General features: G+C 63.9%; 22 protein-coding genes and 1 riboswitch. Of the genes, 12 read left to right on the forward strand and 10 right to left on the reverse strand.

Annotated elements, in window-relative coordinates; all coding sequences use genetic code 11:
* Window positions 1–90: 90 nt before the first annotated feature.
* From ribH to ACYU03_RS03150, 8 genes are all read left to right on the forward strand, one after another.
* Window positions 91–567 (forward strand): 6,7-dimethyl-8-ribityllumazine synthase, encoded by a 477-nt coding sequence (ribH, locus tag ACYU03_RS03115; RefSeq protein ID WP_225788776.1) that lies wholly within the window; start codon window positions 91–93, stop codon window positions 565–567.
* Window positions 564–1064 carry a transcription antitermination factor NusB gene (nusB, locus tag ACYU03_RS03120; protein WP_461888053.1) on the forward strand — a complete coding sequence of 167 codons (501 nt, stop codon included), beginning with the start codon at window positions 564–566 and terminating at the stop codon, window positions 1062–1064. Before ribH ends, nusB begins: the two co-directional genes overlap by 4 nt.
* 18 nt (window positions 1065–1082) lie before the next feature.
* The gene (gene thiL / locus ACYU03_RS03125) at window positions 1083–2048 is read left to right on the forward strand and encodes a thiamine-phosphate kinase (RefSeq protein ID WP_461888054.1); all 966 of its coding nucleotides are present in this window, start codon (window positions 1083–1085) and stop codon (window positions 2046–2048) included.
* Window positions 2045–2548, forward strand: a complete 504-nt coding sequence (locus tag ACYU03_RS03130; RefSeq protein ID WP_461888055.1) for a phosphatidylglycerophosphatase A family protein — start codon at window positions 2045–2047, stop codon at window positions 2546–2548. The genes thiL and ACYU03_RS03130 overlap by 4 nt, the downstream gene beginning before the upstream one ends.
* A 16-nt stretch (window positions 2549–2564) precedes the next feature.
* Complete coding sequence (locus tag ACYU03_RS03135) at window positions 2565–3317, forward strand: substrate-binding periplasmic protein (protein WP_461888056.1); 753 nt, start codon at window positions 2565–2567, stop codon at window positions 3315–3317.
* Window positions 3318–3424: 107 nt separating this feature from the next.
* Entirely contained in the window at window positions 3425–4045 is a 621-nt protein-coding gene (ribA, locus tag ACYU03_RS03140; protein ID WP_461888057.1) for a GTP cyclohydrolase II, read from the forward strand.
* A complete protein-coding gene (locus ACYU03_RS03145) occupies window positions 4042–4461 on the forward strand; it encodes an MFS transporter (protein WP_461888058.1) in 420 nt (139 codons plus the stop codon). The genes ribA and ACYU03_RS03145 overlap by 4 nt, the downstream gene beginning before the upstream one ends.
* Entirely contained in the window at window positions 4461–5270 is an 810-nt protein-coding gene (locus ACYU03_RS03150) for a cobalamin-binding protein (protein WP_461888059.1), read from the forward strand. Before ACYU03_RS03145 ends, ACYU03_RS03150 begins: the two co-directional genes overlap by 1 nt.
* Here the strand turns inward: ACYU03_RS03150 and ACYU03_RS03155 are convergent.
* The 6 genes from ACYU03_RS03155 to rtcR form a co-directional block, all read right to left on the reverse strand.
* On the reverse strand, window positions 5248–7128 hold the full coding sequence (locus tag ACYU03_RS03155) for a TonB-dependent receptor domain-containing protein (protein ID WP_461891362.1): 1881 nt from the start codon (window positions 7126–7128) through the stop codon (window positions 5248–5250). The genes ACYU03_RS03150 and ACYU03_RS03155 overlap by 23 nt on opposite strands.
* Window positions 7129–7303: 175 nt before the next feature.
* Window positions 7304–9199, reverse strand: a complete 1896-nt coding sequence (gene dxs / locus ACYU03_RS03160) for a 1-deoxy-D-xylulose-5-phosphate synthase (protein WP_461888060.1) — start codon at window positions 9197–9199, stop codon at window positions 7304–7306.
* Between the two features lie 201 nt (window positions 9200–9400).
* Window positions 9401–10288, reverse strand: a complete 888-nt coding sequence (gene ispA / locus ACYU03_RS03165) for a (2E,6E)-farnesyl diphosphate synthase (RefSeq protein ID WP_461888061.1) — start codon at window positions 10286–10288, stop codon at window positions 9401–9403.
* Complete coding sequence (locus tag ACYU03_RS03170) at window positions 10285–10527, reverse strand: exodeoxyribonuclease VII small subunit (protein ID WP_461888062.1); 243 nt, start codon at window positions 10525–10527, stop codon at window positions 10285–10287. The genes ispA and ACYU03_RS03170 overlap by 4 nt, the downstream gene beginning before the upstream one ends.
* Window positions 10528–10688: 161 nt before the next feature.
* Window positions 10689–11339, reverse strand: a complete 651-nt coding sequence (gene ribB / locus ACYU03_RS03175) for a 3,4-dihydroxy-2-butanone-4-phosphate synthase (protein WP_461888063.1) — start codon at window positions 11337–11339, stop codon at window positions 10689–10691.
* 76 nt (window positions 11340–11415) lie between these two features.
* Window positions 11416–11558: riboswitch (FMN riboswitch) on the reverse strand.
* Window positions 11559–11607: 49 nt separating this feature from the next.
* Complete coding sequence (gene rtcR / locus ACYU03_RS03180; protein ID WP_461888064.1) at window positions 11608–13194, reverse strand: RNA repair transcriptional activator RtcR; 1587 nt, start codon at window positions 13192–13194, stop codon at window positions 11608–11610.
* 592 nt (window positions 13195–13786) lie between these two features.
* On the opposite strand from rtcR, the gene ACYU03_RS03185 reads away from it, so the two are divergent.
* Together ACYU03_RS03185 and ACYU03_RS03190 are read left to right on the forward strand one after the other, a co-directional pair.
* Entirely contained in the window at window positions 13787–14917 is a 1131-nt protein-coding gene (locus ACYU03_RS03185) for a slipin family protein (protein ID WP_461888065.1), read from the forward strand.
* A 46-nt stretch (window positions 14918–14963) separates the two neighbouring features.
* On the forward strand, window positions 14964–16169 hold the full coding sequence (locus tag ACYU03_RS03190; protein ID WP_461888066.1) for an RtcB family protein: 1206 nt from the start codon (window positions 14964–14966) through the stop codon (window positions 16167–16169).
* A 63-nt stretch (window positions 16170–16232) separates the two neighbouring features.
* Here the strand turns inward: ACYU03_RS03190 and ehuA are convergent, their stop codons facing one another.
* The 4 genes from ehuA to ehuB all read right to left on the reverse strand — a co-directional run bounded on the left by ehuA (window position 16233) and on the right by ehuB (window position 19329).
* Window positions 16233–17096, reverse strand: coding sequence for an ectoine/hydroxyectoine ABC transporter ATP-binding protein EhuA (gene ehuA / locus ACYU03_RS03195; RefSeq protein WP_461888067.1), 864 nt, complete (start codon window positions 17094–17096; stop codon window positions 16233–16235).
* The gene (ehuD, locus tag ACYU03_RS03200; RefSeq protein WP_461888068.1) at window positions 17096–17752 is read right to left on the reverse strand and encodes an ectoine/hydroxyectoine ABC transporter permease subunit EhuD; all 657 of its coding nucleotides are present in this window, start codon (window positions 17750–17752) and stop codon (window positions 17096–17098) included. The genes ehuA and ehuD overlap by 1 nt, the downstream gene beginning before the upstream one ends.
* Window positions 17749–18408, reverse strand: coding sequence for an ectoine/hydroxyectoine ABC transporter permease subunit EhuC (gene ehuC / locus ACYU03_RS03205; RefSeq protein WP_461888069.1), 660 nt, complete (start codon window positions 18406–18408; stop codon window positions 17749–17751). Before ehuC ends, ehuD begins: the two co-directional genes overlap by 4 nt.
* Before the next feature lie 63 nt (window positions 18409–18471).
* Window positions 18472–19329: an ectoine/hydroxyectoine ABC transporter substrate-binding protein EhuB gene (gene ehuB / locus ACYU03_RS03210; protein ID WP_461888070.1), complete on the reverse strand. Its 858-nt coding sequence runs from the start codon at window positions 19327–19329 to the stop codon at window positions 18472–18474.
* Between the two features lie 286 nt (window positions 19330–19615).
* Here ehuB and ehuR point away from each other — a divergent pair, with 286 nt between their 5' ends.
* Both ehuR and eutB read left to right on the forward strand, forming a co-directional pair.
* Entirely contained in the window at window positions 19616–21010 is a 1395-nt protein-coding gene (ehuR, locus tag ACYU03_RS03215) for a MocR-like ectoine utilization transcription factor EhuR (protein WP_461888071.1), read from the forward strand.
* A gap of 107 nt (window positions 21011–21117) precedes the next feature.
* Window positions 21118–22089 (forward strand): hydroxyectoine utilization dehydratase EutB, encoded by a 972-nt coding sequence (gene eutB, locus ACYU03_RS03220; RefSeq protein WP_461888072.1) that lies wholly within the window; start codon window positions 21118–21120, stop codon window positions 22087–22089.
* Window positions 22090–22106: the final 17 nt, after the last annotated feature.

A 22106-nucleotide genomic window follows, 5' to 3' on the forward strand; every position in this document is an offset into this window, starting at 1 on the left:
ACAGGGGCATCTGCCGTTCTGCCGCTCGTGTCCAAACCCTCCTGTAGGCCGCCTGGTTGCGGCCTCGCTCTTTAAGATGAGAACTCCGGAATGACCCTGAAGACCATCGAAGGTACCTTCATCGCCCCCAAAGGTCGCTATGCTCTGGTGGTTGGCCGCTTCAACAGCTTCGTCGTCGAAAGCCTGGTGAGCGGTGCCGTTGACGCCCTGGTCCGCCACGGTGTCAGCGAAAGCGACATCACCATTATCCGTGCTCCTGGCGCTTTCGAAATCCCGCTGGTTGCGCAGAAAGTCGCCCAACAAGGCGAATACTCCGCGATCGTCGCCCTGGGCGCCGTAATCCGCGGTGGTACCCCGCACTTCGAATACGTAGCGGGCGAATGCACCAAGGGCCTGGCCCAGGTGTCCATGGAGTTCGGTGTTCCGGTGGCCTTCGGTGTCCTCACCGTCGACTCCATCGAACAGGCCATCGAGCGCTCTGGCACCAAGGCTGGCAACAAAGGTGCCGAAGCTGCCTTGTCCGCTCTGGAAATGGTCAGCCTGCTGGCGCAGTTGGAGGCCAAGTGATTAGCGACGAAAGCGATCGTTTCAACCCGCGCGATCCGAAACCTGCGGATGCCGGCAAGCCATCGAAGAGCGCCAAGCGCCGCGAAGCCCGCAAGCTCGCGACCCAGGCCCTGTATCAATGGCACATGGCCAAGCACTCGCTGAACGAGATCGAAGCGCAATTCCGGGTCGATAACGATTTCACCGATGTCGACGGTGCCTACTTCCGGGAAATCCTGCACGGGGTTCCCGCGATCAAGGGCGAAATCGACAAGGCCCTGGCACCTTGCCTGGACCTGGCACTGGAAGAGCTCGACCCAGTCGAGCTGTCGGTGCTGCGCCTGTCCACCTGGGAATTGATCAAGCGCGTCGACGTGCCGTACCGCGTAGTGATCAACGAAGGCGTGGAATTGGCCAAGGTCTTCGGCGCCACCGATGGCCACAAGTTCGTCAACGGCGTGCTGGACAAGCTTGCGCCGCGTCTGCGCGAAGCCGAAGTCAAGGCAGGCAAGCGCTGATCCCGGCGCTGTCGGACCATGGGTGAATTCGAGCTGATCAGCCACTACTTCGCCGCCGCGCCCTGCGCGCAGGGCGGCGAAGGGGTTGGCCTGGGGATCGGCGACGATTGCGCCCTGCTGAACCTGCCCGCGGGCGAGCAGGTGGCGGTTTCCACCGACACCCTGGTCGCTGGCGTGCACTTTCCTGCCGCGAGCGAGCCACTGCTGCTTGGCCAGCGTTCCCTGGCCGTGGCGGCCAGTGACCTCGCCGCGATGGGCGCTACACCCATCGGTTTCACCCTTGCATTGACCTTGCCCGAGGTCAGTGCCGAATGGCTGCAGGCCTATGCTGAGGGGCTGAACCGCATGGCCCGCCACTGCGGACTGAGCCTGATTGGCGGTGACACCACCCGTGGCCCCTTGAGCATCACCATGACCGTGTTTGGCCGGGTTCCGGCCGGCCAGGCCCTGGTGCGCAGCGGGGCGCGGTCGGGGGACTTGCTCTGCGTGGGGGGGGAGTTAGGCAATGCCGCAGGTGCCTTGCCGTTGGTACTGGGCGAGCGGCAGGCCGAGGCCGACCTGGCCGGGCCGCTGCTCGCCCATTACTGGTCACCGTTGCCGCAACTGGCGCTGGGGCAGGCACTGCGAGGCAAGGCCACTTCGGCACTGGATATCTCCGATGGGTTGTTGGCCGACTGCGGGCATATCGCCAAGGCATCGCAGGTGGCGCTGCAGGTGGACCTCGAGCACATCCCCCTGTCGCCAGCCCTGCAAGGCTTTCTGGGCCGCGAGGGCGCGCAACAGGCGGCGCTGAGTGGCGGCGACGACTACGTGCTGGCCTTCACCCTGCCGCCAGCGCATCTTTCATCCCTGCAACAGGCCGGTTGGCCGGTCCATGTCATCGGGCGCGTGCTCGAAGGCCGTGGCGTCAGCCTGCATGACCGGCAGGGCCAGGACATCACCCCGGACGTTCGGGGCTATCAACATTTTAGGGAGTCACCGTGACCGACCACCCCAAACAGGTGCCTGCGGAGTTCGTTCCGCCCTCGGTCTGGCGCAATCCTTGGCACTTCCTTGCCTTCGGCTTCGGTTCCGGTACCTTGCCCAAGGCACCGGGCACCTGGGGTTCGCTGGTGGCATTGCCGTTCGTGCCGCTGTGGCAGATGCTGCCGGACTGGGGCTACTGGCTGATGCTGGGGCTGACCATGCTGTTCGGCTTCTGGTTGTGCGGCAAGGTTGCCGATGATTTGCGTGTGCACGATCATGAGGGCATCGTCTGGGACGAGATGGTCGGGATGTGGATCACCCTGTGGCTGGTGCCGGAGGGTTGGCTCTGGCTGGTGGCAGGCTTCCTGATGTTCCGTTTCTTCGACATCCTCAAGCCTTGGCCGATCCGCTGGATCGACCGGCATGTCCACGGCGGTGTCGGGATCATGCTCGATGATGTGCTCGCCGGGGTTTTCGCCTGGCTGGGCATGCAGGGGCTGGTGTGGGTTCTTGCCTAGCGAGGGAGCGGGGCAGATGGTCATAAGGAATGTGTTGCTGGCGGTATTGATGGTGCTGGCCGGGAGCGCAGGCGCTGCGGGCGTGGATGACACTCCACCCTCCCGGATCCACCTGGTCAGCGAGGAATGGCTCGACTACACCAATGCTGACGGCACCGGGCTTGCCTGGGATGTGCTGCGCAAGGTCTTCGAACCGGCCGGGGTCGAGGTCAGGATCCAGACGGTGCCGTACAGTCGTGCGATCGGCCTGGTCAAGCGCGGCGACGCCGATGCCTGGGTCGGCTCGTACAAGGAAGAGAACGCTGACAACCTCTACCCGCGCTGGCATTTCGATATGGACCATATCTACGCCTTGGGCCTGGCCAGCCAGCCGGTACCAACCTTGGCGACCCTCAACCACTACCGCCTGGCCTGGGTGCGCGGCTATGATTTCCACAATTACCTGCCCGGCATCGAGCACTACCGCGAGATCCAGCGGCGGGAAGGCATCCTGCCGATGCTCGAACACAATAGGGTGGACTTCTACGTCGATGCCCTCACTGAGATCGACTACGTGCTTGGTCTGTCGCAGCAGCCTGAACTGTACCGTCGCACCCATATCGCCGAGCTGCCTTTGTACCTGGCTTTCGCCCGCAACGAGGCGGGCGAGGCCTTGCGCGCCTTGTTCGACCAGCGCATGGAAAAGCTGGCGCGCAGTGGCGAACTGAAGCCTATCTTCGATCACTGGAAGCAGCCGTATCCTTTCGGTAAAGGCAGCAGTCCGCACTAAGGATCGAACTTTTCGATCTTATCCCACGGTATTCAGCCTGAGCACGGGCGCCGGGCTGCTGATACAATCGGGGCCACGTGAAATCTCAAGTTAATCAGGAGCACAACGTGCCCGTCGTCTTTGTCGCCGCCTCGAAACTGCCTACCCCTTTTGCGATCTTCACCATGCATGGCTTCCTCGATGAAGCCACGGGCCGCGAGCATGTGGTGCTCAGCCTGGGTGATGTCGCCGATGGCCAGCCGGTGCTGGGGCGCCTGCATTCCGAATGCCTCACCGGTGACGCGCTGTTCAGCCAGCGCTGTGACTGCGGTTCGCAACTGGAAGCTGCCCTGCAGGCCATCGCCCGTGAAGGCCGTGGCGTGCTGCTGTACCTGCGTCAGGAAGGCCGTGGCATCGGCCTGTTGAACAAGATCCGCGCCTACGAGCTGCAGGATGGCGGCGCCGACACGGTCGAGGCCAACGAACGCCTCGGTTTCGCCGCCGATCAGCGTGACTACGCCATGTGCCTGCCGATGCTCGAGCATATGGGCGTCAAGTCCCTGCGCCTGATGACCAACAACCCGCGCAAGGTCAAGGCTCTGACCAGCATGGGTATCGTCGTCGCCGAGCGCGTGCCGCTGCACACCGGCCACAACCCGCACAACAGTCACTACCTGGCCACCAAGGCTGGCAAGCTCGGCCACATGATGGGCAACGAGCATCAGGGCGAGGGGGCCGGCCAGGCGTGATGCGCAGCGAGGTGAAGCGGCGCCTGACGCTGACCTGGTGGCAATACCTAGCGATGGGCTTGCTGCCGTTGCTGGTGGTTGCCTGGGCCTTCGGTGGCGGCAAGGGGTTGATCCCCGTGTTGGCCATGCCGTTGTTCATTGGCGGTGTGGCGACCATGTTCCTCAGCCTGCCACGCTTCGGTGCCTATAAGCGGGCATTGATCGCGACCTCGAAAGCACTCGACACTGCCGGCGAACCGGCGTCCTGGATCGAACTGGCGCGGGCGCGCCGTTTTGCCATGCTGTTCGCCTGTTTCCCCGCGTGGGTCGCCGCCTTGTCGGTGCTGGTCGGCTTGGAGGCGGTGCCGCAGTTTCTCCTGGCTTTGTCCACCGTGGTGCTGTTCTACCTCTACCGTATCCCGCGTCAGCTCGGTTGATGCGCGGCTTTCTGCTGCTGCTCGCAATGGTTTTAGGGGGCCAGGCCAGCGCGGCGCCCCGGGTCATCAGCCTGGCTCCGTCGATGACGGAGATCGTCGTCGAGTTGCAGGCCGATGACCTGCTGGTAGGCGTGCTCGATAGCGGCCCACGGCCGCCGCAACTGCAGGGCCTACCTTCGGTGGGGCGGTATGGGCAGCTCGACGTGGAGCAGTTGCTCAGCCTCAAGCCCGACCTGCTGTTGCTCTGGCCCGGCAGCGTAGCGCCGGCCCAGCGTGACCAGCTCAAGCGTCTGGGCATTGCGACCTACAGCGCCGAACCCCATGACCTTGACCAGTTGATCGAGCAGATCGAAACCATTGGTGTGCGCCTTGGCCGCGCCGAGCAGGGCCGCCAGTACGCCGCCATGCTGCGCGAGCGCCTGCGCGGCCTGCGTGAGCGCTACCACCGTGAGCAGCCGTTGCGGGTGTTCTATCAAGTCTGGGACAAGCCGTTGTACACCTTGGGCGGGCGGCAGTTCGTCAGCGATGCCCTGGCGGTGTGCGGAGCGCGCAACCTGTTCGCCGACCTTGACCAGCCAGCCCCCCAGGTGAGCCTGGAGTCAGTGTTGCTGCGTGATCCTGAAGTGATCCTGGCCGGTGAGCAGGCTCAGTTGCAGGCATGGACGGCCTGGCCGCGGATCACGGCCGTGGCCAGGGGGCAGTTGTTGCTGGTGCCGGACAAGGGGCTGGAACGGCCCAGCGGGCAGGTGATCGAAGCGACGGCGCGCCTGTGCGCTTTGCTCGACGCTAGAGTGCCGGCGTCCAAGTAAGGCTCAGCAACCAGGTGCGGCCTTCTTCGCGATAGGCGTAACTGGTGTTGTCGTAGCTGTACAGGGCCCGGCTGTGCCCCTTGTCCAGCAGGTTATCCAGCTTCAGTTCGAGCTTGAGCTCGGAGCTGGCCTGCCAGCCGCCGCGCACGCCAAGCAGACCGTAGCCAGCCAAGCGGTTGCGGTTGCTCTCGTCGTCATAGCTGTTGCTGACTGCCTGCCAGGTGCCGCCAAGGTTGAAGCGATCGAATTGACGATCCAGGTCCAGGCTCAGGGTGCGCCGCGCGCGGCGGGCCAGGGTATGGCCGCTATCGCGATCACGCGGGTCGATCAATGCCAGGCCCAGTTGGCCCTGCCAGCCGAAAAGTTCCTGATGCAGCGCCAGTTCCAGGCCGTTGATCCGTGCCGAGGCGACGTTACGGGGGATCGAGCCCTCGCCGAAGATGATCGCATCGCGTAGGTCGGTACGGTACAGCGAGGCTTCCAGGCGGCTGCGGGGGCCGAGTTGGCTGCGCCATTGCAGCTCGTAGCTCTTCGAACGCTCTGGGTCCAGGTTCGGGTTGCTGAACTGCGGGTAGTAAAGGTCGTTGAAGGTGGGCGCGCGGAAACCTTCGCTGTAGGACAGCAGTAGGTCGTTGTCGGCATTCACCGGCAGGGTCAGGGCCGCGCTCCAAGTGGTCTGGCCACCGAACTGCTGGTTCTGGTCGCGACGCACACCCAGTTCGGTGGAGAAGTGCTCGCCACTGAAGCGGTGCTGGAGGAAGGCGGCGCGGTTCCAGCGGCTATCCTCGTCGAAGTCAGTGCTGCCGTGCACCCGGTCCTGGTACCAGTCGGCGCCCAGCAACAGGTTGTTGCGCTCGTTCAGGGCCAGGTCGTTCTGCCAGGTGAGCTGATCGCGGTAGGTGTTGAACACACTGCCGTCGTCACTGAGCTTGTCGCGCTTCTTGTCGCGGTTTTCGCTGTGGCTCAGTTCCAGGCGTGAGTGCCATTGCTCGCTCAACTGTGCATCCAGATAGCTACCGACGCTGCTGACGCTGAAGTCGGTGTAGGGCGCCTGGCCGAAGCTCTCGAAGGTGATCGGGTCGAAGCGACCGAAGGGATTGTCGTACTCGCTGCGGCCTCGGCTGTCGAGCAGGTTCAAACCTGCCTCGAAGCGCTCACTGAACGTATGGCTCAAGCTCAGGTTGAACGACTTGTTGCGGTAGGCGTCATGGTCGCCGTCGCTGGCGAATGAAGGGCCGGTGGCGTCGATGCCTGCGGTTTCGTCGAGGCTGGCGCCGAGGTTGAAGCGAGTCTGGCTGTCACCGCCAGAAAGACCCAGGCTGCGTTGCCAGGTCTGGTGGCTGCCGCCGGCCAGGCGCAAGCGCGGCTGCAGGCCTTCTCCAGCGCTGCGGCGGGTGAAGATCTGGATCACCCCGCCGATGGCATCGCTGCCGTAGATCGCCGAACGCGAACCACGCAGTACCTCGATCCGCTCGATCTGGTCGATGTCTAGAAACTGCAGGCCGCTGTCGCCGGAGGTGGCATTGGCGATGCGCACGCCATCGACCAGCACCAGGCTCTGCGCCGCTTTGGTGCCACGGATGAAGATACCCGGCAGGCTGCCACGGCCGCCGGTAGGAGCGACCTGGACGCCGGGGACGCGGGTCAGCAGGTCGGTGACGTTGGCTGGTTGCAGGCGGTTGATGTCGGCGCGGGTGAAGACGCTGTTGGCGGCGCTGGTCGCTGTACGCGACTCGACCTGGCGGTTAGCGCTGATCAGCACGTCGGGAAGCTTGAGGGCTTCGTCGCGGTCGGCAGGGGCGGCCAGGAGAGTAGTGGGAAGGCAAAGTAACAGCGGAGCTCGCCAGGCATGGCTCAGAGCGACGCTCCAGAATGACGTTTGGACATGCTGCGAGAACTTCGCCCTCGCTCGCGATACAAGGTCTCGCCCACAGGGTTCGAGGTGTGCATTGATGTTGAGCAAGACGAAAATCCTGTAGGGGCGGCCTTGTGTCGCGATGGGCCGCGCGGCGGCCCAATGGCTTACTTGAGGGTCAAAGGCCCAGCAGGTTTATCCGCGTGCGCACGGATGCTTCGATCCCGGCAGCATCCAACCCGCACTCGGCGAGCATCTGTGCCGGTTTGGCATGCTCGACATAGATGTCCGGCAGGCCCAGGTGCAGCACTGGCTTGAGCACGCCTTCACGGGCGAGGAATTCGCTGACGGCAGCGCCGGCGCCACCCATGATGGCGTTCTCTTCGATGGTCACCAGTAGCTCATGGGTGCCGGCCAGCTCGCGGACCAGGGCCTCGTCCAGCGGCTTGACGAAGCGCATGTCGACCACGGTGGCGTCGAGCGTTTCGGCGACCTTGAGCGCGTCGGCAAGCTGTACGCCGAACACCAGTAGGGCGACCTTGCTGCCTTGGCGGCGAACCACCCCTTTACCGATCTCCAGCGGCTCGAGATCGCCGCTGATCGGTGCGTTCGGGCCGCTTCCGCGCGGGTAGCGCACGGCGGCCGGGCCGTTGTAGCGGTGGCCGGTGCTGAGCATCTTGCGCAGTTCGTTTTCGTCGCTCGGTGTCATCACCAGCATGCCGGGGATGCAGCGCAGGTACGACAGGTCGAAGCTGCCCGCGTGGGTCGGGCCGTCTTCACCGACCAGGCCGGCGCGGTCGATGGCGAACAGCACGTCGAGGTTCTGCACCGCGACATCGTGGATCAACTGATCGTAGGCACGCTGCAGGAAGGTCGAGTAGATCGCCACCACCGGTTTGGCGCCTTCGCAGGCCATGCCGGCGGCCAGGGTCACCGCGTGCTGTTCGGCGATGGCCACGTCGAAATAGCGTTCCGGGTAGCGTTCGCTGAAGGCCACCAGGTCGGAGCCTTCCTTCATCGCCGGGGTGATGCCCACTAGGCGCTGGTCGGCTGCGGCCATGTCGCACAGCCATTGGCCGAACACGGCCGAGTACTTCGGCCCGCCCGCCACTTTCGGTGCGGCGGGTTTGTCTGCCGGTTCGAGTTTGGTGATGGCGTGGTAGCCGATCGGGTCGACCTCGGCAGGCGCGAAACCCTTGCCCTTCTTGGTCACCACATGCAGGAACTGCGGGCCCTTGAGGTCGCGCATGTTGCGCAGGGTGGCGATCAGGGTTGGCAGGTCATGGCCGTCGATCGGGCCGATGTAGTTCCAGCCCAGCTCTTCGAACAGGGTGCCAGGCACCAGCATGCCCTTGGCGTACTCTTCGGTGCGGCGGGCGATCTCCCAAGCACCGGGCAGGCGCGAAAGCACTTTCTTGCTGCCTTCGCGCATGCTCGCGTAGGTGCGGCTGGAAAGGATCTTGGCCAGGTAGTTGGACAGGCCGCCGACGTTGCGCGAGATCGACATGTCGTTGTCGTTGAGGATCACCAGCATGTCGGCGTTGACTTCCTGGGCGTGGTTCAACGCTTCGAAAGCCATGCCGGCGGTCAGGGCGCCGTCGCCGATCACTGCGATCGACTTGCGCGGATCGTTCTGCAGGCGTGCGGCGATGGCCATGCCCAAGGCTGCGCTGATCGACGTGCTCGAGTGGCCGACGCCGAAGGTGTCGTACTCGCTTTCACTGCGGCGGGGGAAGGCGGCGATGCCGTCCTTCTGCCGCAGGGTGTGCATGCGCTGGCGGCGACCGGTGAGGATCTTGTGCGGATAGGCCTGATGCCCGACGTCCCACACCAGACGGTCGTCTGGGGTGTCGAAGACATAGTGCAGGGCGATCGTCAGCTCGATGACGCCCAGGCCGGCGCCGAAATGCCCACCGGTCTGGCCTACGGTATAGAGCAGCTCCTGGCGCAGTTCGTCGGCCAGGGTCTCCAGGTCGGCTTCAGCCAACCGACGCAGGCCGGCAGGCGTATCGGCACGGTCAAGCAGCGGCGTGACCGGGCGTTCGCGGGGGATCTCTTGAAACGTCGTGGGCATCAGGCGAATCGTTATAGGTTTGAAGTGGCGGCAGTTTACCCCATTGTGTAGGAGACTGCCCATTTAGGCGGGGGGACATTCCTGGCTAATCAGTCGCGCCCAATTGAGGCGGCTGCGCAGCCCATCGCGACACAAGGCCGTCCCCACTCTGTCCGGCCTTGCTCAGGTTAGATGATCAGCGCCAAAACCTGTGGCAGCGGCTCAGTTGCGGCGTGCGACGATATAGCGTGCCAGCTCCCGCAGTGGCTCGGCACTTTCTCCGAAGCCTTCCAGCGCGGCCAGTGCCTGGTCGCGTAGCTCAATGGCATAGGCCTTGGCCGCGTCCAGCCCTAGCAGGGACGGGTAGGTTGGCTTGTCGCGGGCGATGTCGGCGCCCTGGCGCTTGCCCAGGGTGGCGGTGTCGCTTTCGACATCGAGGATATCGTCCTGCACCTGGAAGGCCAGGCCGATCGCCTGGGCATAGGCCTGCAGGGCTTCGAGCCGCGCCTGGTCGGCACGGGCGCTGGCCAGGGCACCGAGGCGTACGCTGGCCTCGATCAATGCGCCGGTCTTGTGCCTGTGCATGTATTCGAGGGCGCGCTGGTCGAGCTTGACGCCCACCGAGCCGAGATCGATAGCCTGGCCACCGACCATGCCCGCTGGGCCGGCCGCCTTGGCCAATGCCTGCACCATGCTCAGGCGGATGCCGTCGTCCTGTGGGCTCAGGCGCGGGTCGAGCAGGGCGCTGAAGGCCAAGCTCTGCAGGCCGTCGCCGGCAAGGATGGCGCAGGCCTCGTCGAAGGCCTTGTGGGTGGTTGGCTGGCCACGGCGCAGGTCGTCGTCGTCCATGGCCGGCAGGTCGTCATGCACCAGCGAGTAGGCGTGGATCAGTTCGACCGCGCACGCGGCGCCATTGGCATGTTCCGCCGGCGCACCGAAGGCTTCGCAGGCAGCATAGGCAAGCAGCGGGCGCACGCGCTTGCCACCATTCATGACGCTGTAGCGCATGGCGGCGTAGAGCCGTTGCAGTTCTGCCGAAGGTGCTACGAACAAGGGTTCGAGTGCGGCGTCGACGCGGGCCTGGCAACTGGCCTGATAGGCGGCGATCATGCCGCCGGATCCGCGTCGAAAGGCTCGGCGGCCAGTTCGCCATCGCGCTCGAGCAATACCTGTACTTTCTGCTCGGCCTGGGCCAGGGCGCCCTGGCAGTCGCGGGTCAGGCTGATGCCTTGCTCGAAGGCAGCCAGCGATTCTTCAAGCGACAGCTCGCCGTTCTCCAGGCGTTCGACCAGGGCTTGCAGGTCAGCGAGGGATTGCTCGAAATCGATGGAGGCTTTTTTTCGGGCCATGGCGGCTGTCTCGGTGGCGGTATAAACGGCGCGACACTAGCAGAGCAGGGCAGGGGGAGCAAATTTCGAGGGGGATCATTGGTCGCATTCTGTTGCAGTTGGATCGATGAGGGTGCCGGGGAGGGATTGCATGAGGCCGCTCCCCGGTAGCCATGACGCGATCAGACCGCGACCGTCGCCTCGACCCGCACCGCTTCGCGGTAGCGGGCCAGCTCATCGATGGTCAGCATAGGTAGCGAATACTGACGGGCATAGACCATCACCTGTTCACCGCGGGCCATGCTGCCATCAGGGTTCATCAGTTCGCAGAGCACCGCTGCCGGGCGCAGGCCGGCCAGGCGCGCCAGGTCCACCGAGCCTTCGGTATGGCCACGGCGGGTCAGCACGCCACCGTTGCGCGCGCGCAGCGGAAAGACGTGGCCCGGGCTGACGATATGGCGCTGTTGCGCGGTCGAGCGCAGGGCCGCCCCGATAGTGGTGATGCGATCCTGGGCAGAAACGCCGGTGCTGATGCCCTCGGCGGCTTCGATGGTGACGGTGAAGCCAGTGCCGTGGCGGGCTTGGTTGTTCTGTACCATCGGAGCCAGCTGCAAGGCGTCGACCGTGGCTTCGTCCAGGCACAGGCAGACGATGCCGCTGCAATCGCGGATCATCATGGCCATGGTCTGAAGGCTGATGTTCTCGGCGGCGGCAACGATGTCCGCTTCGTCCTCGCGATCATCGTCGTCGAGCAACAACACGGGTTTGCCGGCCTGGAATGCGGCGATAGCGGCCGCGACATTGGGGTACTGCTGGCGGTGCAATGGGGACATGAAACGCTCCTCGTTAGAGATCGATGAACGTTTCAGGGCGAACAAAACGCGCGCGCAGGGGCGCAGAGGCCCCGCCTGACGCCTTCTTTCATCCGGACTATGACCGTCGGCTCTGGAGTCTCACCAGATCTGCTGACCCTTGGCCGAAGCCGAGGCGCTCGCGGGCTCATCTTTCGATTTACCGCCGGTGGGGACTTTCACCCCGCCCTGAAGACCGGGCAAGCATACAGCAGGGTGCCTGGGGCAGGGCAAGCCCTACGACCTTTGTTCAGTGCCGCAGTCGCTGCCAGTCCAGTCCGAAACGCGCCAGGTACTTGCGCAGGCGATCGGCGTCATTGGGCTTTTCCTTGCCCTGGCGAGACACTGCGAACAGTTGGCGCCCAGCCTCGGACAGCGAGTGGGACTGGCGGCAGACATCGATCACGGCCTGCAGTTGCAGGCGGTCGAACAGGTCCAGCGCTTGCCCGCCGAGCAGTGGTTGCAGCGGGTCGGGCGAGTTGTCCAGGCTCCAGGCATAACGCAGGCGCTGGACCTCTTCCTCGACCAGGGCCTCGTCGATCCGCCCGCTGTCGGCCAGGGTGGCCATGCGTGTGATCGAGGCCGATAGTTCGCGGAAATTGCCGGCCCAGCGCGCTTCGCCCGAATGGGCGAAGGCCAGGTAGCGGCGCTTGGCCTCCAGGTTGAAACGTACCTGGCGACCTTGTTCCTGGGCGTGGCGCTGCAGTTCGAAGTCCAGGTTCGGCTCGATGTCCTCGCGGCGCTCGGCAAGGCCTGGGAGGGCGAAGGTCCAGAGGTTGATGCGGGCGAACAGGTCTTCGCGGAACTGCCCTTCGGCGACCCGGCCACGCAGGTCGCGGTGAGTGCCGGCGATTAGTTGAAAGTTGCTCTCGACCTCGCGGTCGGCACCCAGGGGGAAGAAGCGTTTTTCCTCGATGGCCTTGAGCAGCATGGCCTGCTCGTCGGCGCCCAGCTCACCGATTTCGTCCAGGAATAGCATGCCGCCATCGGCGGCGCGCAGCAGGCCTTCACGTGCCGACTGGGCGCCGGTGAACGCGCCTTTGCTATGGCCGAACAAGGCGGACATGGCGCCATCGCCACGCAGAGTGGCGCAGTTCACCTCGATGAAGCGGCCGTCGAGCTGGTGGCGGGCGCGTTTGAGCTCATGGATGCGCCGGGCCAGGAACGACTTGCCGGCACCGGTGGGGCCCACCAGCAGCATGGGCGCTTTCGAGCGCAGGGCGACCCGCTCGATCTGTTCGATGGTGCGGTTGAAGCCCGCGTTGCGGGTGGCGATACCGGCCTTGAGGAAGGCCCGGCCTTCGGCTTGTTCGCGGCTGAAGCGCGAGGCGATCTGATCGTAGCGCGAGAGGTCGAGGTCGATCAGCGTGCTGACGCCGGCCGGGTCGCCTTCGTTCTCCTTGTCGCGGGCGGGTGAAGTCTGCACCAGCCGTGCCGGCAGGTAGCGCGCTTCAGTCAGCAGGAACCAGCAGATCTGCGCGACGTGGGTGCCGGTGGTGATATGGACGAGGTAGTCCTCATGCTCGGTGTCGAAGGTATAGGCGCTGACGAAATCATGCAGGGCGCCATAGACCTCTTCGAGGTCCCATGGATTGCGCAGCGCCAGCAGGTGCAGGCGGACCTCGGTGTGCGGCGAGACACTGAGGATATCGGCGCGGATGCGTTTGGCCAGCCCCAGGTCGCGGGTGCCATGGATCAGTTCCAAGCGGTCGATCGCCAGGTCGGGCTGCTGGCACAGGCCGACGGTTGGGCGCCACCTGTTCCAGCGCGCTGCGCCTTTGCCGTTGCGGTCGAGGGTCGTGCCGAGGAAACCGATGGCGACGCTGCGTTTGTTCACGGCGGATTATCTCTTGGGATAAATACTTATCTAATCATATATAGAAACAGCAATAGCTTGCTTGAGAGAAATCTCCATTTTTCGCATCGAATAATAAATAAATTCATTTAAATCAATATCTTGAAAGTTTGTTCCAAGGCTTTGAAAAAAGCTGGCACGCCACTCGCTATAGCTACCCCGACCGCATCGCCAGGCAGGCCCACGGGCCAGGGGTTGCAACCCCGCCGGTGCACGAACCCACTCAGGTGTCGGTGTCGTGTATGCCGCCTCCACAACGACCGGTCACTGCTTGGCGCAACCCCGAGGGGGCCGCCATCACTGTCGAGTACGGACTCGAACATACCCTGTCACGGTAGCTGTACCGCAACACCCGCCGGTGAGGCACAGGCAACGCACCCACGGCCAGGACGGCCGGCCATTGCGAAGGACGCCCACGCCACCGCCGTTTCGCCCGGCCTGCCGGCCGGGCCTGGCGCAAGGCAGGACACCGTGTGGACCCCGGTCCCCGGTGCCTGACTCCGCCAGACCTCGCCCGCAGCGCTCGGCGAAGCGGCGACACTGGCACCACGGACAATTGAAAAGGAAGAACAAGATGAAACTGTTGAAGCGCTTTATCGTGAAGAAGAACGAACGCGGCCTGCTGTTCTGCGAGGGTGACTTCGTGTCGATCCTCGAGCCTGGGCTGTACCAGCGTTTTGACCTGCAAGACCGGCTGGCGGTGCAGACCTTCAGCCTCAATTCGCCGCTGTTCGACCATCCACTGGCTGGCTACCTGCGCCAGAGCGAGCCGGCTCTGGTCGAGCGGTACTTCGAGCGCATGGACCTGGCTGAGCATGAAGTCGGGCTGCGTTTCGAGGACGGTGCCTTGGTCGAGCTGCTGCCGCCGGGCAGCCGGCGCCTGTATTGGAAAGGCCAGGGGGACCAGGTTTTGCAGCGCCTCGACCTGGCCCAAGACAAGCGCCTGGACCAGGCATTGGTAGAACGCCTCAACCGGCCGGGCGTGGCCGGGCTCGATGCCGTGCTGTTGGTGACGGTTCCGGCCTTCCATGTGGGGGTGTTGAAGGTCGACGGCGCGGTTGCCGAGCTGCTGGAGGCCGGCCAACATGGTTTCTGGCGCTGCAATGGCCAAGTGAGCGTCGATCTGGTCGATACCCGCCTGCAGGCGCTGGAGGTCAATGGCCAGGAGATACTCACCCGCGACAAAGTCAGCCTGCGCCTGAACCTGGTGGCTAACTGGCGCTACCACGATGTGCTGGGTGCCTTTGCCCGCCTGAGCAAGCCGGTCGAGCACTTGTACCGCGAGTTGCAGTTCGGCCTGCGTGCCGCGGTAGGGACCCGGACCCTCGATGAACTACTGGAGAACAAGCAACTGATCGATGACAGTGTCAATCAGCACCTGCAGACGCATCTGGCCGATACCGGGCTTGAGGTCAACAGCCTGGGCGTGCGCGACATCATTCTGCCGGGCGAAATGAAGACTCTGCTGGCGCAGGTAGTCGAAGCGGAAAAGGCGGCGCAGGCCAATGTGATCCGCCGGCGCGAGGAAACCTCGGCGACCCGCTCGCTGCTCAACACCGCCAAGGTCATGGAAGACAACCCAACGGCCTTGCGCCTGAAGGAGCTGGAAACCCTTGAGCGGGTGGCCGAGCGCATTGATCGGATCTCGGTATTCGGGGGCCTCGATCAGGTATTGAATGGATTGGTCAGCCTCAAGGCCGGCTGATCTGCGCCAGGCCTGCAAGGCCTGGCAAGCAACAAGGAATCTGGCAATGAACATACTCGAAGTGGCCGGTGGCAAGCCGATCAAACTCTGGACCGAGGGCGTACCGGTGGAGGAAGACGCCCGCCGGCAATTGATGAACACGGCGAAGATGCCATTCATCTTCAAGCACCTGGCGGTGATGCCGGACGTGCATTTGGGCAAGGGGTCGACCATCGGCAGCGTGATCCCGACCGTAGGAGCGATCATCCCGGCGGCGGTGGGCGTGGACATCGGCTGCGGCATGATCGCCGCACGCACCTCGCTCAACGCCCGGGAGCTGCCGGACAACCTGCATGCCTTGCGCTGTGCGATCGAGAAGGCTGTGCCCCACGGCAAGACTTTCGGCCGGCGTGACCAGGGTGCCTGGGACCGGGTGCCGAACCATGCCGACCAGGTATGGAGCGGGCTGGCCGCGCGCTTCAAGATGATCACCGACAAATACTCACGTCTGGAACGGACCAACAACCGCCAGCACCTGGGCACTCTGGGCGGTGGTAACCACTTCATCGAGGTCTGCCTGGATGAAACCGACCGCGTCTGGTTCATGCTGCACAGCGGCTCGCGTGGTGTCGGCAACGCCATCGGCAACCTGTTCATCGAGCTGGCCCAGGCTGACATGCGCCAGCACCTGGCCAACCTGCCGGACAAGGACCTGGCCTATTTCGAAGAAGGCAGCCGGCATTTTGCCGATTACGTGGAAGCCGTGGAGTGGGCCCAGGATTTCGCCCGGCACAACCGCGAGCTGATGATGCAGGCGGTGATCGCCGCCACGCGCAAGGTGCTCGGCAAGCCCTTCGAGGCCAACCTCGAAGCGGTCAACTGCCACCACAACTATGTGCAACGCGAGCAGCATTTCGGTCGAGAGGTGCTGGTGACCCGCAAGGGCGCGGTGTCGGCGCGCAAGGGGCAACTGGGCATCATCCCCGGCTCGATGGGCGCCAAGAGCTTCATCGTTCGCGGCCTGGGCAACGAGGAGGCGTTCTGCTCCTGCAGTCATGGTGCTGGCCGCACCATGAGCCGGACAAAGGCCAAGAACAGTTTCACCGTACAGGACCAGCAGCGTGCCACGGCCCATGTCGAATGCCGCAAGGACAAGGATGTGATCGACGAGATCCCCATGGCGTACAAGGACATCGATGCGGTCATGCAGGCTCAACGCGAGCTGGTGGAAGTGGTGCACACGCTGCGCCAGGTGGTTTGCGTCAAAGGCTGACCCCGGCGCGGGGGAGCCCCTGCGGGCTCGACCGGCGCCACGGATCACCCAGGCCTGCTTCCTTCAGTTGGCTTCCTTCACGGCGCTGAGGAAGGCGCAGGTCCGTTCCTTCTGCGGGTTTTCGAAGATCTGCTGTGGCGTGCCCTGTTCGTGGATCTGGCCTTTGTAGAAGAAGCACACGCGGTCGGCGAACTCCCGGGCGAAGCCCATCTGGTGGGTGACCATCAACATGGTCAGGTTGTGCTCGGCGCCTAGCTTGCGGATCACGTTGAGCACTTCGCCGCACAGCTCCGGGTCCAGTGCCGAGGTCACTTCGTCGAAGAGCATGACCTTGGGGCGCATGGCCAGGGCCCGGGCAATCGCTACCCGTTGCTGCTGGCCGCCGGACAACTGGGACGGATAGTGGTCGAACTTGTTACCCAGGCCGACCAGTTCTAGCAAGCCGGCGGCCCGCTCGCGGGCTTCTGCGGGTTTCATGCCCAGCACCTGCACCGGGGCTTCGATGACGTTTTGCAAGGCGGTCATGTGGGGGAACAGGTTGAAGCTCTGGAACACCATGCCGATCTTGGCGCGCACCTTACGCACATGGCTGGCATCGGCCGGTACCAGCACGCCATTGCGGTTGGGCATGTGGGTCAGGAACTGGTTGTCCACCTCGATCATGCCTTCATCGATGCCTTCCAGCGTCATCAGTACCCGCAGCAAGGTCGACTTGCCCGAGCCGCTGGGGCCGATGATGGCGACTTTCTCGCCAGGCGCGACGCTCAGGTTGAGCTGGTCCAGCACGGTGAAGCTGCCATAGCGCTTGGTCACGTCCTTGAAGTTGACGATGGACTGGGCGCTTTCTGGCTGCGGCGTAGCGACAGCCTGCTGGATCGGGCTGGTGGAGGACGGGGCGGTGGCCAGGGTAGAGGCGGGCGTGATCATTAGCGTAACTCCAGGCGCACTTCAAGGCGCCGTACCAGATAGGCCAGAGCGACGCTCAGGGCCAGGAAAAACAGACCGACCAGGGTGATCGGCTCCAGGTAACGGAAGCTTTCCGAACCGACGTTTTTGGCTTGCTGCATGATTTCCACGACGGTGATCGCTGACAACACAGGCGTGTCCTTGAGCATGGCAACCAGGTAATTGCCCAGCGGCGGAAGGATCGGGCGGATTGCCTGAGGCAGAATGATCGTGCGGTAGGCGGTCCAGGGCGCGAAGTTCAGGGCGACCACCGCTTCCCACTGGCTGCGGGCCACCGAGTCCAGGCCGCCACGGTAGACCTCGGCGATATAGCAGGCGTAATGCACGCCGATGCCGAGGATACCTGCCTGCATGGCCGTCAGGTTGACCCCATAGGCGGGCAGCACGTAGTAGAGGAAGTACACCTGGATCAGCAGTGGTGTGCTACGGATGAACTCGATCACCAGCGTCACCGGCCACGACAGCCAGATCTTGTGGCTACGCCGGGCAATGGCCAGGAACAGGCCCAACACGATCGCGATCATGAACCCGACCAGGGTGATTCCCACGGTGTTCAGCGATGCACGGAGCAGGTCAGGCAGGATCTGCCAGACATAATCCCAATCCCAAAGATTCATGACAGACCTCCCCGCAGGCGGCCGCGACTCAAGCGGCGCTCAACCCCACGCATGGCAAAGTTGATGGCCTGGGCCAGGATGAAGTACAGCAGCAGTGTCAGGCTGAAGATCTTCAAGGTTTCGAACGTCGCCTGGTCCAACTGGCGGGCCCGGAAGGTCAGGTCCGACAGGGTGATCAGCGATACCAGCGAGGTGTTCTTCAGCAGTTCGATGAGCAGGTTGGTGCCTGGTGCGATGGCTGCCAGCAACGCTTGGGGCAGGATGATCCGGCGAAAGCGCGTCGAGGGGGTCATGTTCAAGGCGGTCGAGGCCTCGTATTGGCCCTTGCCCACCGAGCTGATTGCCCCGCGCATGACCTCGGCGCCATAGGCCCCGATATGCAAGCCAAGACCCACGATCGCTACGGTGTAGGCGCTCAGTTCAAGGTTGAAGGGGGGCAGGGGAAGCACGAAGAACAGCCAGAACAGTTGCACCAGCAGCGAGGTGCCGCGGAACAGCTCGATGTAGGCCACGCTGAACCAGCGCAATGGCCGCCACGGGGACAGACGCCCGAGGGCCGCCAGGACTGCAACGATGATCGCCAGAATCGAGCCGAAGAAAGTGACCTGGATGGTGATCCAGGCGCCTTGCAGTAACAATGGTATGAGTTCAGCCATGGTTCACCTGAATGGTCGGACTACGCAGGGAACGGCATGGCGTGGACGCCATGCCACTTCGATTCAAGGCTGGCCGCACAGCTCGGCAGCGGTCTTGTGGGTGACGTTGGAGCTGTCGAAGCCGAACGGGGCGACTGCTGCGAGGTGTTCCTCGCTGCCCAGCCATTTCTGCAGCTCGTCGTTGACCGCGTCACGCAGGGCCTTGTCTTCCGGGCGGAAGGCCAGTGCGCCATAGCCCGTGTGCGCCGGGTCATCGGTGAAGTCGCTGATGGCTTCGACACCCTCGCCACCCTTGTTCGCCAGGCCTTTCATCGTCAACTGGGTCCCGACCGCGGCATCGGCGCGGCCAGCGCGCACGGCCTGCAACTGGGCGGTGGTATCCGGGACCTGGAGGATCTGCGAGTCCTTGACGCCGGAATCCCGGGCATAGGCGAGGTTCACGGTGCCGGCCATGATGGCGAGCTTCACGTCGGGGTTCTTGGCGATATCTGCGTAGCTGTGCAGGTTCTTCGGATTGCCCTTGCTCACCAGCAAGGTGTCGGGCAACTGGTATTGCGGGTCAGTGAAGATGACTTGCTTGCAGCGGGCCGGTGTGATGTACATGCCGGCAGCGATGACGTCGAAGCGGCCCGCGCGCAGGCCCGGGATCAGGGCGCCCCACTCGGTCAGGACGCCGTCGACTTTCTGGATGCCCATCTTCTCGAAGATGATCTTGGCGATTTCGGGCGACTCGCCAGTGACTTTGCCGTCGGTTCCGGTAAAGGCAAAAGGCGTTTCGTTGGCATAGCCGATCCGGATGGCGTTGTTTTGCTTGATCTCTTCCAGCGTTGCGGCCTGGGCACTGGCAAGCAGACTGCACGCGGCGCAGGCAGCCAATAGTTGCCTGAACGATGTTGCTGTGTTCTTGAACAGATGGCTCATCGTTGAAATCTCCTGTTTGTTATGACTCCGTCGAGGACGGCTCTGTGTTAGGAGCAGTGGAGCAAGAACAACGTGCAGGGCCGCTTATGTTAAGAGCGGGCAAACGGATGGACCGTTCCAGCACCGGTCGATTGGCTATTGTTCTGGCGCTGTGAGGCGGCTTGGGTTCGACCTGGGCTTGAGCATACAAAAGGTCTGGCGGTGATGTAATTGCACTAGGACAATTGCTTGCGATCACTGCTCGGGCGATGCTGTGCTTCAAACCAGCACAGGCGAAGCGATCTTCATGGAAAGTTGGAAAGTGGCCCTTGGCGCGGCTCGCATCGGCGAGTCCAAATACAAGATCCTGGTGCAAGCTATCACTGTCGAAATCGAACAGGGTCGGCTGGCCAATAACCAGCGCCTGCCGCCGCAACGGCAGGTCGCCGAGGACCTGGGTATCAGCGTCCAGACCGTGACCAACGCCTACAAGGAGCTAGAGCGCCAGGGGCTGGTGCGCTGCGAGATCGGGCGTGGCAGCTTTGTCACGCGACGCATGAGCGACCGGATCGCCAACCACATCCTCGACGCGCCGGAGCGCGCCCTGGTGGACCTGTCGATCGCCCGTATCCTGCACACCCAACTCCATGACCGGATCTGGCGCGATACCTGCGTTGAACTCAGCCAGGAAGAAGAGCAGCCATGGATCCAGGCCGCCCGTCCCATCGCTGGCTTCGAGGCGCATCGGGAGGCGGCGGTGCACTGGCTCGGTGGCCTGGGCCTCGACGTCGAGCGCAACGACATCCTGGTCACCAACGGTGCTGCCCACGGCGTGTTCCTGGCCTTGGCCTCACTGGCCGGGCCCGATGACGTCGTGCTGTGCGAAGGGCTGACCGACCATGGCGTGATCGGCAATTCGCAAGTGCTGGGCTTTACCCTCAAGGGCCTGGAGATGGACCGCGACGGGATTGATCCGGAGCATTTCGAGGACATGTGCAGCAACGAGCGCATCACGGCATTGGTGTGCACGCCGAACCTGAACAACCCCACCACCAGCCTTATGCCCGATGCCCGCCGCCGCGAGATCGCCGCGATCGCGCGGCGTTTTGGCGTGCATATCATCGAAGATGATGTCTATGGCCCGTTGCTCACCGAGCGGCACGCGCGGCCGATCAGCTATTACGCGCCTGAGCTGTCTTTTTACTGCACGAGCATGACCAAGTCGGTGCTGACCGGCCTGCGGGTTGGTTACCTGGCGATGCCCAAGCGCCTGGCGCTGCGCACCGAAAGCATCCTGCGGGTCAACAGTTGGATGGCGACGCCGTTGGTGGCGGAGGTCGCCACCCGCTGGATCCGCGACGGTCGCGCCGACACCCTGTTGCAACTGCAACGTAAGCTTCTTGGCGAGCGGCAGGCGATGGTCCGGGAATACCTGGCGGAACACCTGCTCGGTTATCACCCGCAAGCGCTCAGCGCCTGGCTGGGTATTCCGAAGCATTGGGAGGTGGACAGCCTGGTGCGGGCGTTGCGCAAGCGTCACATCGCGGTGACCCCGCCCGAGCCCTTCCTCGTCCGGGGTATTCCCCGGCCCCGTGCGGTTCGCCTGTGCGTCGGTGCCGAGTGCAGCGACGCGGAAATGCGCCAAGCGCTGGCAGGAGTACGCGAGCTGTTTGGGCAGTATCCCCAGATCCATGATTTCTGATTGCACCAGGGTTGAAAAAATCTTTCGGCAATTGAACTAGTACATTCATCACGACAATTTGCCGCTCTTACACTCGGCCCCAACACCACACTTGTTGGGACGCGGTCATGTCAGAGCTGTCGCTTAACGATATCTACCTTGCTCGCCAGCGTATTGGGGGCCTTGTTCGGCCTACGCCGATGGAACACTCGCCCAGCCTGTCGCGGCAACTGGGCGTGGCGGTCTACCTCAAGCTCGAGTCCCAACAGGTCACCGGCAGCTTCAAACTGCGCGGCGCCAGCAACGCCATCGCCTTGCTGACCCTAGAGCAACAGGGTAGGGGCGTGGTGGCGGCGTCCACCGGCAACCACGGTCGGGCACTGGCCTATGCGGCTTCGCAACTCGGGGTGCGGGCGACGATCTGCCTGTCGAACCTGGTGCCGGCCAACAAAGTCCAGGCGATTCGCGACCTGGGCGCTGAAGTCTGCATCGTCGGCAACTCCCAGGATGACGCCCAACGAGAAGCCGAGCGCATTGCGCTTGAACAGGGGGCGGCATTGCTCCCGCCCTTCGATCACCCGGCAATCATCGCCGGCCAGGGCACGCTGGGCCTGGAAATCCTCGAACAGCTCCCGCAGGTCGCCCAGGTGCTCGTGCCGCTCTCAGGTGGCGGCCTGTTCGCCGGTGTCGCGCTGGCGCTGAAAAGCGCCAATCCGGCGATCACCCTGCATGGCATCAGCATGCGTCGGGGCGCGGCCATGCAGGCCAGCCTGGAAGCCGGCCAGCCGGTCGAAGTGCAGGAGATGCCAACGCTGGCCGACTCGCTGGGCGGAGGGATCGGACTGGACAATCAATACACCTTTGCCATGACCCGTGCGCTCTGCGACCAAGTCCACCTGCTTGACGAAGCGTCGATCGCCAACGGCATGCGCCACGCCTACCGCCATGAGCGGCAGGTGGTGGAGGGCGCTGCCGCCGTGGGCATCGGCGCACTGCTCGACGGCCTGATCCCGGCGCGCGGCCCTGTCGTGGTGGTGGTCAGCGGCCGCAATGTCGATGTGGAGCAGCACTTGCGCGTTTTGAATGGCGCCGACGCCTGAGCCTGCCCGTTCCGTTC

Source organism: Pseudomonas sp. X10 (genome assembly GCF_054889225.1).

What these genes read in the sequence shown, in the direction of transcription:
- ribH (WP_225788776.1), top strand. Translation starts at nt 91, where the DNA reads ATGACCCTGAAGACCATCGAAGGTACCTTCATCGCCCCCAAAGGTCGC.
- thiL (WP_461888054.1), top strand. Translation starts at nt 1,083, where the DNA reads ATGGGTGAATTCGAGCTGATCAGCCACTACTTCGCCGCCGCGCCCTGC.
- ACYU03_RS03135 (WP_461888056.1), top strand. Translation starts at nt 2,565, where the DNA reads ATGGTCATAAGGAATGTGTTGCTGGCGGTATTGATGGTGCTGGCCGGG.
- ACYU03_RS03150 (WP_461888059.1), top strand. Translation starts at nt 4,461, where the DNA reads ATGCGCGGCTTTCTGCTGCTGCTCGCAATGGTTTTAGGGGGCCAGGCC.
- dxs (WP_461888060.1), bottom strand. Translation starts at nt 9,199, where the DNA reads ATGCCCACGACGTTTCAAGAGATCCCCCGCGAACGCCCGGTCACGCCG.
- ispA (WP_461888061.1), bottom strand. Translation starts at nt 10,288, where the DNA reads ATGATCGCCGCCTATCAGGCCAGTTGCCAGGCCCGCGTCGACGCCGCA.
- ACYU03_RS03170 (WP_461888062.1), bottom strand. Translation starts at nt 10,527, where the DNA reads ATGGCCCGAAAAAAAGCCTCCATCGATTTCGAGCAATCCCTCGCTGAC.
- ribB (WP_461888063.1), bottom strand. Translation starts at nt 11,339, where the DNA reads ATGTCCCCATTGCACCGCCAGCAGTACCCCAATGTCGCGGCCGCTATC.
- ACYU03_RS03185 (WP_461888065.1), top strand. Translation starts at nt 13,787, where the DNA reads ATGAAACTGTTGAAGCGCTTTATCGTGAAGAAGAACGAACGCGGCCTG.
- ACYU03_RS03190 (WP_461888066.1), top strand. Translation starts at nt 14,964, where the DNA reads ATGAACATACTCGAAGTGGCCGGTGGCAAGCCGATCAAACTCTGGACC.
- ehuA (WP_461888067.1), bottom strand. Translation starts at nt 17,096, where the DNA reads ATGATCACGCCCGCCTCTACCCTGGCCACCGCCCCGTCCTCCACCAGC.
- ehuD (WP_461888068.1), bottom strand. Translation starts at nt 17,752, where the DNA reads ATGAATCTTTGGGATTGGGATTATGTCTGGCAGATCCTGCCTGACCTG.
- ehuC (WP_461888069.1), bottom strand. Translation starts at nt 18,408, where the DNA reads ATGGCTGAACTCATACCATTGTTACTGCAAGGCGCCTGGATCACCATC.
- ehuB (WP_461888070.1), bottom strand. Translation starts at nt 19,329, where the DNA reads ATGAGCCATCTGTTCAAGAACACAGCAACATCGTTCAGGCAACTATTG.
- ehuR (WP_461888071.1), top strand. Translation starts at nt 19,616, where the DNA reads ATGGAAAGTTGGAAAGTGGCCCTTGGCGCGGCTCGCATCGGCGAGTCC.
- eutB (WP_461888072.1), top strand. Translation starts at nt 21,118, where the DNA reads ATGTCAGAGCTGTCGCTTAACGATATCTACCTTGCTCGCCAGCGTATT.